The organism is Streptomyces sp. NPDC086766 (assembly GCF_044746005.1).
Lineage (GTDB): Bacteria > Actinomycetota > Actinomycetes > Streptomycetales > Streptomycetaceae > Streptomyces.
The window spans coordinates 1-16,541 of record NZ_JBIVBI010000029.1; the positions used below are offsets into that span (position 1 = coordinate 1).

Annotated in this window: 5 protein-coding genes; 4 read left to right on the forward strand and 1 reads right to left on the reverse strand. The window is 70.8% G+C overall.

Annotated features, from left to right (window positions below):
- Nucleotides 1-978 precede the first annotated feature (978 nt).
- From ACIPM1_RS31760 to ACIPM1_RS31775, 4 genes are read left to right on the forward strand one after another with little or no spacing between them, the layout of a single operon-like run.
- On the forward strand, nt 979-3,471 hold the full coding sequence (locus ACIPM1_RS31760) for a glycoside hydrolase domain-containing protein (RefSeq protein WP_402440536.1): 2,493 nt from the start codon (nt 979-981) through the stop codon (nt 3,469-3,471).
- Nucleotides 3,468-6,911 carry a DUF6603 domain-containing protein gene (locus tag ACIPM1_RS31765; RefSeq protein WP_402440538.1) on the forward strand — a complete coding sequence of 1,148 codons (3,444 nt, stop codon included), beginning with the start codon at nt 3,468-3,470 and terminating at the stop codon, nt 6,909-6,911. Before ACIPM1_RS31760 ends, ACIPM1_RS31765 begins: the two co-directional genes overlap by 4 nt.
- Nucleotides 6,908-10,060 carry a hypothetical protein gene (locus ACIPM1_RS31770; RefSeq protein WP_402440540.1) on the forward strand — a complete coding sequence of 1,051 codons (3,153 nt, stop codon included), beginning with the start codon at nt 6,908-6,910 and terminating at the stop codon, nt 10,058-10,060. The genes ACIPM1_RS31765 and ACIPM1_RS31770 overlap by 4 nt, the downstream gene beginning before the upstream one ends.
- Nucleotides 10,061-15,178: a hypothetical protein gene (locus tag ACIPM1_RS31775; protein ID WP_402440542.1), complete on the forward strand. Its 5,118-nt coding sequence runs from the start codon at nt 10,061-10,063 to the stop codon at nt 15,176-15,178.
- Nucleotides 15,179-15,191: 13 nt separating this feature from the next.
- Here the strand turns inward: ACIPM1_RS31775 and ACIPM1_RS31780 are convergent, their stop codons facing one another.
- Nucleotides 15,192-16,400: an RNA-guided endonuclease InsQ/TnpB family protein gene (locus ACIPM1_RS31780; protein WP_402440544.1), complete on the reverse strand. Its 1,209-nt coding sequence runs from the start codon at nt 16,398-16,400 to the stop codon at nt 15,192-15,194.
- Nucleotides 16,401-16,541: the final 141 nt, after the last annotated feature.

Sequence of the window (16,541 nt, forward strand, 5' to 3'; positions counted from 1 at the left end):
CTACGAACGCAAGGCCGAACACTTCCTGGCCTTCACCGCCATCGCCTGCAGCCTCATCTGTTACCGCAGGCTCACCAAATGAGACGACGTCTAAATCCGGAGTGGTTCAATGCGGGCAGTGCCGAGGCCGGTGTGCGCCTCGAGTCGAGGAGCCGGGGAGCTCGAAACCCGCACCGGGGAAACCCGAGGTGCGAACGGCAGATACGCCCGGGCAGTGACCGGCGAGGCGGAGGGAGAGGGCCCACCAGCCCGGCGGCCTTCAACGCGGTCGCGCGCGGCGGGGCGCGCGGACCCAGGCTCGGACCGGCTGGCCGCCAGGACATGGACTTCAGCCGCGCACAGCGGCAGCGGACACGCGTCGTACAGCGTGACGGCGACCGCTACGCGGTGGCGTACGGTCCGCTTCGCGGGCCGTTCCCGGCCGGGCCGGCATCACCTGGGCGCCTTCGCGATGCGCCGCCGGTGCGTGTATCGCCGCACGACGCGTTGCCCTGGAAACCGTAACCGGCCTCCTCTGCTTCCACTGCATCCACTGCATCCACTGCTGCCACGCAAGTCAACGCCCCTGCGGACACCTTGAGGGCGCGGGTGTGCCCTGGGGTGGGAGAACGCCAGCCGCGAGCCTGTTCCTGCGCCGGGTAGGCCGTCAGGCACGGCCCGGCGTGCACGTCGTCCCATCCGCCGGCAACCTTGAGCGGCATGGGCCGATAACCCTGTGCTTTCGGAAACGGGTGGGGTCGCGGGTGCGCAGGTGTCAGATATGCATTCACAAAGGGGCGTTCACTTTGGGTTGACGACAAATAGTAGTCGACTCCAAGATGCACCGGAGAGCACAATTTCTTCACAGATCGGGGGGCCTGTGACGTGACCACGCACGCACAGGAAACAGTCGTCGCTGCGGATCCGGCTCCGTCTCCGGCCGCGCATCGTGAGGGTGTCGACTACAGCGACCGGCACACTGCTGCCGAAGTCAAGGCGATGAAAGCTGAGTTCGTGGTCCGCTACCTCTCGCCGAGCACCAGCGGTCACCCGTCGAAGCAGCTGACCAACCAAGAGCGGCAGGCTTTACATGCCCTAGGTATCGCCGTCGGGTTCGTGTGGGAGTCGACGGGCAGTCGCGCGTCCGAGGACTACCAGGCCGGCGTGGACGACGCGAAGGCCGCCCAGAAGCAGCTGAGGAAGCTCGGGGCGCCCGACAACTCCGTCGTGTACTTCGCCGTCGACTTCGACACCGCCGGCGATCCGGGCCAGGTGGACGAGTACTTCCGCGGCGTGACGGAGACCTTCGGCCTCGCGAACACCGGCGTCTACGGCGGCTACGAGGCCGTCGAGCACCTCCATGAGAAGAAGCAGATTCCGTGGATGTGGCAGACGGCCTCGTGGAGTCACAAGAAGTGGTACGCGGACGCGCAGCTCCAGCAGTACTCCATCGATGACCCGCCGGGCTTCGACCTCGACCGGACGACAGTTTCCGAGGCGGGGCTGTGGGAGCCGGTGAGCAGTCCGAACCGGCGGCTCGAGGGCCGCATCGTCGACGCGAAGGGCAACGGCGTCGAGGCACTCGCCGTCGGGGTATTCCGTCAGGAACTCCACGGCGAGCGCCTGATGCCCGACGTGTACTCGTCCCAGGGCGAGGCGTTCCACGGCTATGCGCGGACGGCCATCGACGGCACGTTCACGGTGGGTTACGACGGCGGTGTCGACGACCTCGTCGTCCGCGTCTTCAGCTCCGTCGGCCGCCAGCTCGGTCCCGACCACGGCCCCTACCCCGACGTCAAGGCCAAGCTGGTGCTGCCGCCGATCCAGGTGGCCGCCGCCGATCTGAAAGGCCGTGTCTCCAACACAGGCGCCTTCACCCAGTCGGTCACCGGCAACGCCGTCGAGCCGTTGATCGACAACGCCGCCGCCTGGAAGGCGTTGTACGACGACGTCCTCAAGGCCGAGCACTCGATCGACTGGATGCTGTTCTTCCTGGACGTCGGACGGGTCTTCATGACGTTCGACGATGCCACGCCCGACACCGGCGTCACCACGACCGGCGGCCGTCTCGAGGACGCGCTGAAGAAGGTCGCCCAGGACAAGGGCGTCAAGGTGCGGCTGGCGTGCAACCAGCTCACCGCGCACACGGCGTTCTCGATCCCCTGGCCGTTCACCACCGCGTCGCAGGTCACCAGCGCGATGAAGGATGTTTCCAACGTCAGAGTGCGGGCGTTGCGCACTCCGGCGACCGCTCCCATCCACGCCAAGTTCGTCGTGATCGACAACAAGATCGCCTACCTGATCGGCTCCCCCTTCGTCTCCGACTACTACGACGGCACCACCCATGCGATCGGCGACGCGCGCCACGGCGACTTCTCCAGTTGCATCGACTCGCGTGCGATCAAGGTGCCGACGCACGACGTCAGCATGCGTCTGCGCGGCCCGGTGATCGGGCAGCTGAACGAGACGTTCGCGCTGCACTGGAACCAGGCCGACCCCGACGCTCCCGAGGAGCCGCCCGCGCCGGCACCGCCGGCCGTGGGTACGACGTCTCTCCAGGTCGTCCGCAGCCTCGCGGGCAACGCGCGCTACACCGCGTCTCCGCACGGTGAGAAGACGGTCCTGGAGTCGTACCTGCGCGCGATCGAGACGGCGAAGAAGTACATCTACTTCGAGAACCAGTACTTCACCAACGACGTCATCGCCGAAGCGATCGTCCGGCGTCTGAAGGAGCGCACCGAGCTGTGCGTGATCTTCCTGACGAACAACAAGGTCGACATTCCCAGTTACGACGTGCTGCATCCGCAGCACGTCGGCCGGGTGCTCTCCTCTCTCGAGGACGACGAGCGCCAGCGCGTCGGGTTCTTCTGCCCCTGGAGCCACGAGTCCGGTGCCACGGCGCAGAGTCTGACGGAGATCTGCCGCAACTACATCCACTCGAAAGTCGCCATCATCGACGACGACTGGATCACCGTGGGATCGGCGAACCTCGACGGCGCCTCCCTCGACTACAGCCAGAATCCGTACACGAACTGGTTCGCCACCTGGCTCTTCGGGCTGCGGCCCGAGGGTGACCTGCACGAGAACCGCGAGACCGAGGTCAACGTGAGCCTGTTCGACCAGGTGTCCGGCGGACCGGCGACGACGATCGTCAGGGACGTCCGAAGGCGCCTGTGGGCCGAGCACCTCGGCTACGCGAGCCCCACACACGCGGACCTCCAGAGTCCGCCCTCAGGAGGCGACTGGCTGAAGCTCTGGCGGACCCGCGCCGAGGCGAAGCTCGCCGGACTCACGGCCAGTCCGATCACGATCCACCCGGTCAAGGTCCTGGCCTATCCGCCGAAACCGGGAGCCACCAAGATCTCCGATGACGCCGACTCGGCCGAGGGATACCTGAAATGGGCCGGCGTCAAGGTCGACGCCCTGAACGTGCGAGAGCACTTTCGCCGGTTCGACTGGAAGCACGGTCAGTGGGAGGACACCGCATCGTGACCCGGACCACGTTCCAGCAGACCGTCGAGAGCATCGGTCAGGTCATCGCCGCGTCCACCGCGGCGATGCAGGACGCGCAGATCGTCGAGTCCGTGCTCAACCAGCTCGGCTGGGAGACGCCGCCGGGCACGGACCTTGCGAGCCTCGTCACGCTCGACGCGGGCGACGTCATCACCAAGCTAAAGATCGTCACCGCTTCGACGGACGAGGAGCGCGAGGACGAACTCCTGATGGCCGGCCGCTACGCCGACCTGCTGCTCGCCGTACAGGACTACATCGCCCAGATCACCACCTTCAGCCAGTCGCTGCCCGGCGTCCTGTCGTCCGCGGGCGACTGGGTCGAGAAAACCGGCATCGTCCACGAACTGCCGCGCCGGCTGCTGGACTTCGCCGTCGTGGCCGGCGTCACGACGGCTTCGCCGCGCACGGCGTCGGTGCTGCGCCTGCTGGGAATCTTCCCTCAGTCGCACCACGAGGCCGACCACTCCATCTATCAGGTGGAACATTTCCGCGCGGTGGTCGACTACGAGCAGATCGGCGCCCTCCTGACCGGCCCCGGCACGGCGCTCGCCGCCGAGTACGGCTGGGGCAGGCCGGAGTTCGACTCCTCCCGGCTGCTGGAGAACCTGGGCCTGCTGGTCCAGGGATTCGGCGGCCGCGGAGTCGTCTCGGAGCTGCCCGAGAGGATCGATGCCCAGATCGGGAACGCGCCGACCGCGACCGACGCGGCGCCGACACCTCAACTGCTCGTCGAGCTGTTACACAGCTACGGCTGGGTGATCGGCGAAGCGGGGCTCTCCCTGCACCGGCTACGCGCCACGACGACCGAGGGTACCGACGTCGGCATCGAACTCTCGCCGTACATACGCGGGTCCGCGGAACTGGAGATCCCGCTCTTCGGCCCGCTGAGTCTGGTGATCGACACCGACATCGACCTCTCTCAGGGCATCGGCATCGCGGTCAGGCCGACCGGCGTGCAGCTGCGCGGCGGACTGCTCCAGGGCGATGCCGAGGATCTCACCGGCAGCCTCGCCATCGGGCTCAAGGTGGCCGATCCCGACGGCACCCGGCACCAGCTGCTCTCGGCCGGCGGCGGCACCCAGCTCTCCTTCCAGGAGGCGTACGCGCAGGTGGGCGGGCGGGTCGGCGCCGAGGGGCCGCCCGACGCCTTCGTGCGCGCCGGTCTCATCGGGTGCAGGCTCGAGGTGACCACCGGTTCCGCCGACGGGTTCCTGAAAGCGGTCATTCCCGACGGTCTCTCGGCGGAGTTCGACCTGCGTCTGCTGTGGTCCAAGCTGCACGGCCTGTCGTTCGAGGGCTCGGGCCAGCTCGACCTCACCATCCCGGTGCACCAGACGCTCGGTCCGATCACGCTGGACGCGCTCCGGCTGCGCCTCGGCGTCGGCAGCGGCGCGATCAGCCTCACCGCCGGGGCCAGCGGCAGCCTGGAGCTCGGGCCGCTGCACGCCAACGTCGAGAACATCGGGCTGCGCACGAAGCTCACGCCCTCGCCGGGAAACCTCGGCCCGGTCGGCCTGGAACTGGGCTTCAAGCCACCGGACGGCGCCGGTCTCTCGATCGACGGCCCGGTCACCGGCGGCGGATATTTGTTCTTCGACGAGGAACGCGAGCAGTATGCGGGCGTCCTGCACCTCCAGTTCGGCCAGATCAACCTCAACGCCTTCGGTCTGCTCACCACGCGCATGCCCGACGGAGAGTCCGGCTTCTCCCTGCTGGCCCTCGTCCAGGCGACCGGGTTCACGCCCGTTCAGCTGGGCTTCGGCTTCACCCTGACCGGCATCGGAGGCCTGCTCGGGATCAACCGCACGGTCGCCGTCGACGCCCTGCGCGCCGGTGTGCGCACGCACGCGCTTGACTCGATCATGTTCATGCGCGACGACCCCGTACCCCGGGCGCCGCAGATCATCAGCACCTTGCAGTCGGTGTTCCCGCCCGCGCGGGACCGGCATCTGTTCGGGCCGATGGTCCAGTTGGCGTGGGGCACGCCGACCCTCGTGACAGCCGAGATCGCACTGATCCTCGAACTGCCCTCCCCGCTGCGGCTGATCGTGCTCGGCCGGCTGCGCGCGCTGCTGCCGACACCCGAGACCGCGGTGGTCAAGCTCCAGCTCGACGCCGTCGGCGTGCTCGACTTCGGGCGCCGGGAGGTCTCGGTCGACGCGTCGCTGGTCGACTCCACGGTCGGGCCCTTCGCATTGTCGGGAGACATGGCGCTCAGGGCCTCCTGGGGCGAGCAGCCCGACTTCGCGCTGTCCATCGGCGGATTCCACCCGTCGTACACACCGCCCGCCGGCTTCCCGTCGCTCCGTCGGCTGACACTCGCCCTGTCGAACAGCGACAACCCACGGCTGCGGGCCGAGTGCTACCTGGCCATCACCGCCAATACCGTGCAGGTGGGCGCCGCGCTCGAAGTGCGCGTCGCCGCCGCCGGGTTCGCGCTCGAGGGCGGGATGGGCTTCGACGCGCTCATGAACCTCTCGCCGTTCGGGTTCCAGGTCGACATCGCGGCCTATTTGGTCCTCAAGCGAGGGTCGAAGGCGCTGATGGGCATCGACCTGCGGGCGCACCTCACCGGGCCGGACCCGTGGCACCTCCAGGGCGAGGTCACCTTCAAGATCCTGTTCGTCAAGGTCACCATCGGTGTGGACGCGACCTTCGGCGACTCCCGTGAACTGCCGTCGGCCCAACGCGAGAGCATCTGGCCGCAGTTGCGGGCCGCCTTGGAGAGCGCCGGCAACTGGGCTGCCGAACTGCCCGCGGACAGCGGCAGGCTGGCGACTCTCAAGCCGCCGGTGCCTGCCGCGGGCGAGGCGATCGTGCACCCGCTCGGCGCGGTGCGCGTCTCGCAGCGGATCGTGCCCCTGCAACGCGAGATCGCGCGCTTCGGCGCGGCGCCACCGGCCGACTTCACGCGGTTCGAGATCGTCTCGGCGACCGGTGCACGACACGATCCCGTCCCCGTGTACGACAGCTTCAGCCCCGGCCAGTACCTCGGCCTCAGCGACGCCGAGAAGCTCGCCGCACCTGGCTTCGAGCAGATGCCCTCGGGGGCGCGCCTGACCGAGCCGGGCGACGCCCACTCGACGGGGCCCGGGACGGCGTGCCCGATCACGTTCGAGACGATCACCATCGGCGGACGTGCCTGGGGCGCGCCCTTCCGCCCCGACGACGCGACGGTCGCGCAGCAGGCCGCGCAGGGCGCCGCGGCGGACGCCGCGACACGTTCGACCGGACGGCTCAAGTACGGCGTCGACGCCGAGCAGCCGAAGGTGGCCGACCCGTCGTACGTGGTGGCTCCCGTCACCGACCTGTCGGCGCCCGCGACCGACACCGACGGCAGCTTCAGCGCCGCCCGTGAGGCGGCACGCGAGCGAAAGGACACCCAGATCGTGCGCCGCGAGGAGTTGATGTCCGCATGACCGCCGGATACCGGTTCTTCTCCTGGTCACGCCAGGGTCTGGCCGCCGGCATTCCGGCCGGGCCGCAGGGCAGCGACGGCGGCCGCGCCGTCCTGCCGGTCACCCTCGGCGTCACCAAGAACGGCCAGGCCGACTCCGTGAACGTGAAGCTGCGCCTGTACGGGCCGGGCGACGTCCTCGGGATCGACGTCCGGCAGATCATCCGCAGGGATCCGCCACCGCTCACGGCCCAGTTCGAGCCCAACTACTTCCCCGCGATCGAGTTCGACCTGCCCGACTATCCCTGGCTGTTCAGCCCCGAGGCGAGCGGGCCCAGACTGCGGCCGTGGATCGTGCTCGCCGTAGTCCGCAAGGACGCCGCCGGGCTCAGAGCCGACCCCCGCCGGCCGCTCCCCTGGCTGGAGCTGGACCCGGCGGACGTGCTCCGCGAACTGCCACCCCTCGCCGACTCGTGGGCCTGGGCCCACGTGCAGGTCGCCGGTGACGGCACGACGGACGTGTCCCAGGTGCCCCCGGAGCAGACACTCTCCAGGCTCCTGTGCCCGCGCAAGCTGGAGCCAGGTGTGAGCTACCTCGCCTGTGTCGTCCCGGCGTACGAGGCGGGACGCCAGGCCGGACTCGGCGTCGAGGTGACCGCGGCCGATGAGGACGCCTGGCCGCCGCCGGCCGGTCACTCGGGCCCCTTCGAGCTGCCGGTGTACGACCACTGGGAGTTCTCCACCGGACCGGACGGCGACTTCGAGGCGCTGGCCCGCCGACTGGAGCCGGTCGCCTTCGGACCGGAGATCGGCACCCGCCCGATGGACCTGACCACCGCCGGGTCGCGGCTGCCGGTGCCGCCCGCCGGCGAGCCGGGCTCACAACTCGGGTTCGAGGGCGCGCTCATGTCACCCCTGGCGGTGCCGACCGAGTGGCCCGACGAGGCGCGCGAGCCGTACACGCGGCAGATGATCGAACTGGTCGACGAAGACGGGGAAAGCCAGTTGGTCACGCCCCCCGTCTACGGGTCGAACGCCGTCGTACCGCCGCCGTCGTCGGCAGGTGCGGACAGCTGGCTGTGGCAGCTCAACCTCGATCCGCGCCACCGGGCCGCCGCCGGTCTCGGTGCCCAGGTGGTCGCCGAGCAGCAGGAGCAGCTGGTGGCCGGCGCCTGGGACCAGGCGGGCGACCTCGAACGCGCCAACACCCTGCTCAAGCGCGCGCAGCTCGCCCGGTCGGTCGCGGCCTCGGTGCAGGAGAAGCGGCTCGCGCCGCTGCCCGCCGACGTGGTACTGCGCATCACCCAGCCGCTGCACAGCCGCGTCCGCCTCCGGCACGACGGCAGCCACCGCCCCGGCAGTGCGACCACGCTGCGCGGCAGTATGCGTACGAGCGTCTTCCCCGAGGGCGCGGTGTCGGCGCCGTTCCGCCGTGCCGTGCGCCCGAACGGGCCGATCGGCCGTCATCTCCCCTCCGCCGACGGCACGCCCGGACACATCGGCGAGCTCACGGCGCTGCTCGCGGCCGGCACGATCACGGTGCCGCTGAAGCCGGCCAAGGGCGCGGTCGCATTCGACCGGATCGGCGCGCCGAAACTCCGGCGGGCGAAGACCGAGGTACCGGAGGCGCCCGGCTGGACACGCGTGTTCGGGGGCGACACGCCCGTGTATCCGGCCGCACCGACCGCTTCCGTGGCCCGCATCGACGACGGCTCGGACGGCGGAGACCTGCCGCCCGAGCGCAAGCGCACACGGCTGCGCCTGGCCGGAATCAACACGCGGTTCCGCGACGCGTCCAAGGCGCTCTTCGAGCTGGTCCCGCAGCTGCCGGGGCAGATGGTGACGAGGCCGCTGTCCGCGCTGTCCTCGGCGGCGGACACGCTGGCGCTCGACGCGGTCGCCGGCGCGCTCCAGGACGGCGCCGGGCCGGTCGCCCCGGAGCACACGGTCGCCCAGCAGGTCCTGCCGCTGATGCCGACCGACGGCCTGACACCGACCACGACACCCGGTCCGCAACCGCCGGACCCGCTGCGACCGCTGGCGGCGGCGCCGAGCTTCCCGCAGCCCGCGAGCGACCCCCTGAGGGAGATCTTCCCCGGCGCGCTGCTGCCCGGCGCCGAGAACATCCGGCCGGACACCGTCGGCATCCTGGTCGGCAACCCGCGCTTCATCGAGTCCTACATGGCGGGCCTGAACCACGCGCTGTCGGAGGAACTGCGCTGGCGCGACCTGCCGACGGACTACAGCGCCACGTACTTCCGCCAGTTCTGGAGCACACGCGGCGCCGGTTCGGAGGCGAGCTTCGACATCGACCCGATGGCCGAGTGGCCGCCCGACCGGCAACTCGGCCAGAACGCCACCCGCGTCGGCGGCCGCGGCATGCTGGTGCTGCTCGTACGCGGCGAGCTCTTCCGGCGCTTCCCCCACACGATCGTGTACGCCGTGCGCGCGGACACCATCGACAGCTCCCCGGTCGTGCTCTACCCCGAGTTCCGCGGCCGGCTCGAACCGGACATGACCTACCTCGGATTCGGCCTGGGCATCGACGAGGCCCGCGGCAACGACGGCGGCCCCGGCTGGTACTTCGTGCTCCAGGAGCAGCCCGCCGGCGCCCGCTTCGGCCTGGACGCCCTACCCGACGAGGGCGGCGACACGCGCTTCGGCGGAACGCCCGCCACCTGGGCCGACCTGCACTGGGGCATGACCGCGTCCACATCGGCCGAGTACGACGCCCTCACCCACGTACCCGCTGGCGGCCGGCTCGCGGGGCGGCCGCTGCCCCTGTTCGCGGCGGTGCCCCCGCCCGCGCCGGCACCGCCGTCCGCCAGTTGGGGCGCGGACGGCGCGCAGACCGCGTCCATCACGTTCCAGCGCCCCGTGCGGGTCGCACTGTACGCCTCGCGCATGATCGGCGCCGACGTCCAGGACCCGGCGCTGCGCGTCACCTCGCTCGAGCGGCACGCGGGTGCCGTCAACGCACTGGCCGGCGTCGACGCCGCCGGCAACCCGTGGCGGATGACAGCGGCCGAGGTGACTGACGCGATCGCCCGCGGGGCGGAGAGCTTCGTACTCGACCAGGCCGACGGAGAGCGTCCGAGGCTCGTACTGACCGACACCGGCGGCACTCCGACGCTGGCGACCGCCGCCGGCAACCTAACAGGGGGATCGTAAATGCGCGCACCGGCCATCTCGTCGCTGAGCGCCGACACCGGCCATGCCGGAGACACGCTCCAGATCGGCGGCAGTGACTTCGGCCCCAAGGCCGGCGGACCGGCACGCGTCGTGTTCCGGCTGCGCGTCGACCGGGCCACCGAGGTCTCCGCCGAGGTGACCTCCTGGAACCCGACGCGGATCACGGTCCGCGTGCCGCAGACCGCCGCACTCGGCTCCGGCGGCAACGCCGACGTGAGCGTCGCGACCGCTGACGGCACCTCCAACCGTGTCGGGTTCACCGTCCTGGAGACCGACCGACCAGCGCTGACTGGGGTCGACCCGGCCCGCGGCGCGCCCGGAACGCCGCTGACCGTACGCGGTAAGGGTTTCGGACTGACGCCGTTCGGCTCGGGGTCCGGCCTGTTCGTGCGGGACGCCGGCGGCACGGAACTGAAGCTGGCCACCCGGTCCTGGAGCCCGAGCGAGATCCGCGGTGAGATTCCGGAGGCTTCCGCGCTCGGCGGCCCGGGCCAGAAGTCGCTGGTCGTACGGACCCTGTGGGGCGCGAGCGACCCCGCGCGGCTGACGATCGGGGCGGCACCCGGCGTTACGTCGGTGAACCCGCACAGCGTCTTCGCGGGGGACGAGATCACCCTCACCGGTACGGCGTTCGGGCCCGGCGACCCCGGCTCGTCGGTGACGATCAGCCCGAGCGGCGGCGCACCTATCCGCCTCGCCGTCGAGTCCTGGAACACCCGGGAGATCCACGTCGTGCTCCCTCACGACCCGGCACTGACCAAGGCGGGCGACGCGTCCGTGACGGTCACCACAGAGTGGGGATCCTCCACGGCGAGCGTAGCCCTGGAGGGCCCGGCGACTGTGAGCGACCTGCCCGTGGCGATGCTTCCGGTGCGGCTGGAGACGCGATTCAACGCCGACGCCTCGGAACTGCTCGTACGGGTGTATCCCGACGACATCCACGTCGACACGCACGAGCCGGAACTGACCGCCGACGAGGCCGAGGCAGCCGCGCTGTACGCAGCCGATCCCGGCGACGCCAACTGGCGGCGGATCGTCGCCCGGTTCGGCGCCGCGCGCGCCGAGTGGATCGTACGCGTGGCCTCCAGCGTTCACGGCCCCGGCGAGCGCGCGCACTCCTGGACACGCGCCCCGCACACCGCCGTACTCCCGGACCGCTGGTTCGCCTTCGCCTACGCCGCCCCTGACGACGACGAGCCAATGGCCACGGGCTGGGGCCGGCGGGTTCCCGAGCGGCTCGCCGTCGGTCCGGATCCCGCCGCGAGCGTGGGCGACAGGGGGGTCGTCGACGAGGGCATGCGCTGGATGCTGGAGTTCCCGGCGGCCGAACAGGCCGGCATGGGGCTGCGGATACCGCTCCCGCCGAAGGCACGCCAGGGGTTCGCCCGGCTGGCGGTCGTCGGCGTCAGGACGCGGTACGCCGACGGAGCCGACGGCGCCCAACTGCTGGGCGACTGCCTGACCGCACACCGCTATACCCGCGGCCTGGGCATCCTGCCCGAGGGCACGCCGACCAACAACACCGAGAAGCGCCCCGCCGCCTTCGACTCACGCGCCGATGTCCCGCCGCCCGGCACCCAGGCCGCCCCGCCGAGCGACTCCTACGGCGCGCAGGCAGCCCGCGCCCTCGGTCTCACCCGCCGCGCGGCGGAGATCTTCGGCGGTCTCGACCACGCCGCCGACGGAGCGGACGGGGAGACCGCACGCCGAGCCATGAACACGGCACTATGGCCGACGACTTGGGGCTACTTCCTCGCACACATGATGCCGAACGGCAGCGCGCCGTTCCTAACCGAGGACGCCATCACCGCCGGCCGCCGCCACTTCATCGACAACGTGCGCGCCTGCGGACCGCTGCCGGTGCTGCGCGTGGGCAACCAGCCCTACGGCATCCTGCCCGTCATGCCCGCGCCCGACAGCGCCGACAAGTCCGGCGTCGCGCTGCGGCCGTTGCTCGACTTCCTCGACACGCTCCGCCCCATCTGGCGGCGATCCCTCGCCTCGGTCCCGCGCCCGGGCCGCCCGCTGCAGACCGGTCCCGACGATCCCGACGAAAACCCGCTACTCAGCGCCTTGGCGATGCTGCCGCACTCGGTCAGCCAGCGCGGCCGTACGATCCTCGGCCCGGCCTACATCGACGCCGCCTGGCGGTTCATGCACGCGGAGCTAGGCGGCCAGTGGTGGGCGGCCCAGCAGAGCGCCAGCAGCGCCGTCCTGGACTCGCTCGGGCTCGACTGGACGCCCCGCCTGAAGGACGCCACATTCGCCCTCAACTACTTCCCGCTGCCCGGCGAAGCGGTCGGCGCGAGCACCGACGACCACCTGTCGCCGGACTACATCGCGGCGCTCGCCGCCACGCCCCGGCCATCCTGGCGGGCCCTGCGCGACGAGGACGTCGCCCAGGCACTCGGCATGCAGACGCCGCGCCCGCTGCTCTACCTCCTGCTGCGCCACGCACTCCTCGTCCAGTACGCCTTCGCCGCCGGTGAACTCGCGCCCGCCCTGCCATGGCGCAGCGAGCCCGAGCTGATCGACATCGACCAGATCGAGGACGACCTCGACGCCGCCCGCGAACGCATCACCTGGGACCTCCTCGAAGACCGTCACTTCAGTGGCGTCACCAAGGGCGACTACCTCGACGCCCACCAGCACCGGGGCGACGAGTCCGGAGCGCTCGCCGAACTCGGCGAGCTGCGCACGGCGATCGGGCAGCTCGCCGGGCTGCCGGCGACGCAGCTGGAACGACTGATGAGCGAGACCCTCGACCTCAGCTCCTACCGGCTCGACGCCTGGATCGGTTCCTTCGCATCGGCGCGCCTCGCCGCGACCGGTTCGCAGGCCGACGGCGTCCACCTGGCCGGGTACGGCTTCGTGGAGGACCTGCGCCCCGACGCGGCCGCCTCACGGGAGAGCGCCGGATACCTGCACGCCCCGTCGCCTGCCCACGCGACGGCCTCGGCGATCCTGGCCGGCGGCCATCTGGCACACGGAGAGCACCAGGGGCGGCAACCGTTCGGCATCGACCTCACCTCCGAGCGGGTACGCCTGGTCCAAACGCTCCTCAACGGGGTCCGACAGGGCCAGTCGCTCGGCGCCCTGCTCGGCTACCGGTTCGAGCGGACTCTTCAGGAGAACGGCCTGGCGCGATTCATCGACGACTTCCGCGCGTTCGCCCCGCAACCGGTGGCCGCGGCATCCAACACGGCGTCCGACTCCGTCGGCCCGAGCGAGTCGATCGCCGCCCGCAACGTGGTCGACGGCCTGGTGCTGCAACGCCGTTGGATCGCCGACAACCGCCAACTGGCTGACGGGTGGCCGGGACAGGAGTCCGCGGAGGCGGTACAGGCCCAACTCGCTGGGCTCGACGACCTGATCGACGCGATCGGTGACGCGTTCGTCGCCGAGGGCGTGTTCCAGACCGCGCGTGGCAATCCCGAGCGGGCCACCGCCGCGCTGAACGCCGCCGCCCACCCCACCGGGCCGCCACCGGACCTGGAGATCGTCGAGTCGCCGGGCTCCGGACTCGCCATCACCCATCGCCTCGCGGTCCTGCTGGCGGAGCACCCGGCCGACCAGGATCCGCTGTGGGCCTTCGAGCCGGGGCTCGAAGCGGCAGCGGTGGCCGAGCCGCGGATCAACGCCTGGGCCGACTCGGCACTCGGCGACCCGAAGCGGGTCCGCGTCCGCGTCGACTACTTCGACGCCAATGCGAGCGCGGCAGGTGCAAGCGCGCAGGCGACGCCGATCGCGACGATCGGACAACTGCGGCTCGACCAGATCTCCCCCCGGCTGTCGGCGCTCGACGTCGTACAGGCCGTGGCGATCAGCGACGGATCCCAGCGCACCGAGCTCGAACAGCGGATCGTCTACCACGCGCTGCGCAGCCGCCCACCTGGCGTGCCCGCGGACGCCGTCGTCCGGCTCCGCCCGGTCGACCAGCCGGAGAGCGACGGCGCGGTCGCGCCGACCGAGCTCTTCGAGGTCGCGAGTACGCTGCGCGAAGCGATCGCCCAGGCCCGCCCGCTCACCCCGGCCGACCTGGCCCTGCCCGCCTCCGAGGGCGGCCAGGCGTCCGTGGCGACCGTCGAGTTCGTCGGCCGCGCGAGCGCCGCGAGGGCGGCGCTGGCCGCCGTAGCCGACCGGGTCACCACGGCACTCGCCGACGGCACCGACGCGGAGACGTTGCGCGCGATCCTGCTCGCGGCCGGGTACTTCGGCATCCCGGGCTCGGTTCCGTCGTCGGCGGTCGGCGACTCGCCCGACGACCGCGCGCAGCTGCGGCTTCAACTGTCCGCCGTGGACACCGACATTCGCCGGCGGCTGAGCAAACTGACGCCGGCGCCGGATGCCGGCGCGACCGATCAGAAGCGCTGCGACTGGGCGCTGACCGCCCTGCGCGGCGTCTTCGGGCCGACGTTCCTGGCGCTGCCCCTAATCACCCCGGCGCCAACCGGGGAGTTCGACCCCGCCTTCGCCGCCAGCAACGACCTCCAGGGCGGCGACCCGCTCGCCGCCACGCTGTGGTTCCAGCGCCTGAGCCGGGTACGGCCCGGGTTCCAGCGTCTGTCGGACGCGTTGGTTTGCGACGAGATCCTCAATGGCGCGGACCGGTCACGTTTCGAGGTGGCCCAGTTCCCGGCACGCGCGGGCGACCAGTGGGTGGCGCTGCCCTACGACGCCGAGGCCGGTCCGCCGACCGCCAGGGTGTCCCTCGTGGCGCACATCCCCGGGAAACCGCTGGCCGTCGGCCTGCCAGTGTGCGGGGCGGTGTTCGACGAATTCTCGGAAGTACTTCCCCGCCCGGAACGTACGACGGGCCTCGCGTTCCACTTCGACCAGCCGAACGCCACCGCACCCCAGGCGATCCTGGTCGCGGTGCCGCCCGCGTCCGGTTCGCCCTGGACGATCGAGTCGCTTCGCGCGACGGTCGTCGAGGCGCTCGACCTGGCGAAGCTGCGGATGGTCGACCTCGACGCTCTCCACGAGGCCGGACAGTTCCTGCCGGCCACCTATCTCGCGATGAACAGCACCGGCGCAACGGTCGCCACGGACCTCGTCGGCGGCGCAGGCCAGCCACTCGGAATGAGAGACGCTTGACCTCCTCCCCCGTCTAATGGCGGGGGATTCCAGCAGTCGCCCGCTGGGTTCCCTGCTTCACCGACGACCGCCTCGTCCGGGAGGACTCCCGTTGGGGTCTTACACCGTCTCCACAGGCAGACGCCGCCAGCCCGGCAGCCAGGATGTTGCGTGCCGCGTTCACGTCGCGGTCATGCACCGCGCCACACTCGCACGCCCACTCGCGGACGTTCAGCGGCAGTCTCTCGCGGACCGTGCCGCAGTTCCCGCACAGCTTGCTGGACGGGAACCAGCGGTCGATCACGATGAGTTCGCGCCCGTACCAGGCGCACTTGTAGGACAGCATCAAGCGCAGGTCCGTCCACGATGCGTCAGCGATGGCACGCGCGAGGCGGCCGTTCTTCAGCAGGTTGCGGACGGTGAGGTCCTCGATCACGACCGTTTGATTCTCACGGACGAGACGAGTCGACAGTTTGTGCAGGAAGTCCCGGCGCCGGTCGGCGATCCGCGCATGCGCGCGGGCCACCTTCCGGCGCGCCTTCTCCCTGTTGGCGGAGCCCTTCGCCTTCCGCGACAGCTCCCGTTGCTCCTTCGCCAAACGTGCGCGGTCACGGCGCTCGTGCCGGGGGTTGGTGATCTTCTCCCCGGTGGACAGGGTCAACAGGGAGGTGATCCCGGCATCCAGGCCGACCGCCGCGCTCGTGGCGGAGGCCGGGACGACGCTGTCCTCGACGAGCATCGAGACGAACCAGCGCCCCGCGCTGTCACGGGACACCGTCACCGTCGAGGGCTGCGCACCCTCCGGGAGAGGGCGCGACCAGCGGATATCCAGGGCCTGCCTCATCTTCGCCAGCGTCAGCTTCCCGCCGCGCCACGTGAAGGCGCTGCGGGTGTACTCAGCCGACGCACGGGACTTCTTCCGGCTCTTGTAGCGCGGGTACTTCGCGCGCTTGGCGAAGAAGTTCCCGAACGCCGTCTGAAGGTGGCGCAGCGCCTGCTGGAGCGGAACGCAGGACACCTCCGTCAGGAAGGCCAGTTCCTCGGTCTTCTTCCACTGCGTCAGCGCGGCCGACGACTCCACGTACGAGACACGGCGCTGCTCGCCGTACCAAGCCCGGGTGCGCTCCTCAAGAGCCTTGTTGTAGACGAGGCGGACGCAGCCGAACGTACGGGACAGCTCCGCCGCCTGCTCGTCCGTGGGGTAGAAGCGGTACTTGAACGCCCGCTTGACCTGCTGCGTCACACCCCACGTTCTATCAGTTCCCGTGTGAGTCATGGGCGTCAGCCGGTGGGCCGCAGACGCCGAACCGCCCTGGCGGCGACTCGGCTCTCCTTGCCCTGCTCCACAGGAATCCGTTTCCTCCCCGGCCCGAAGGCCGGGGTA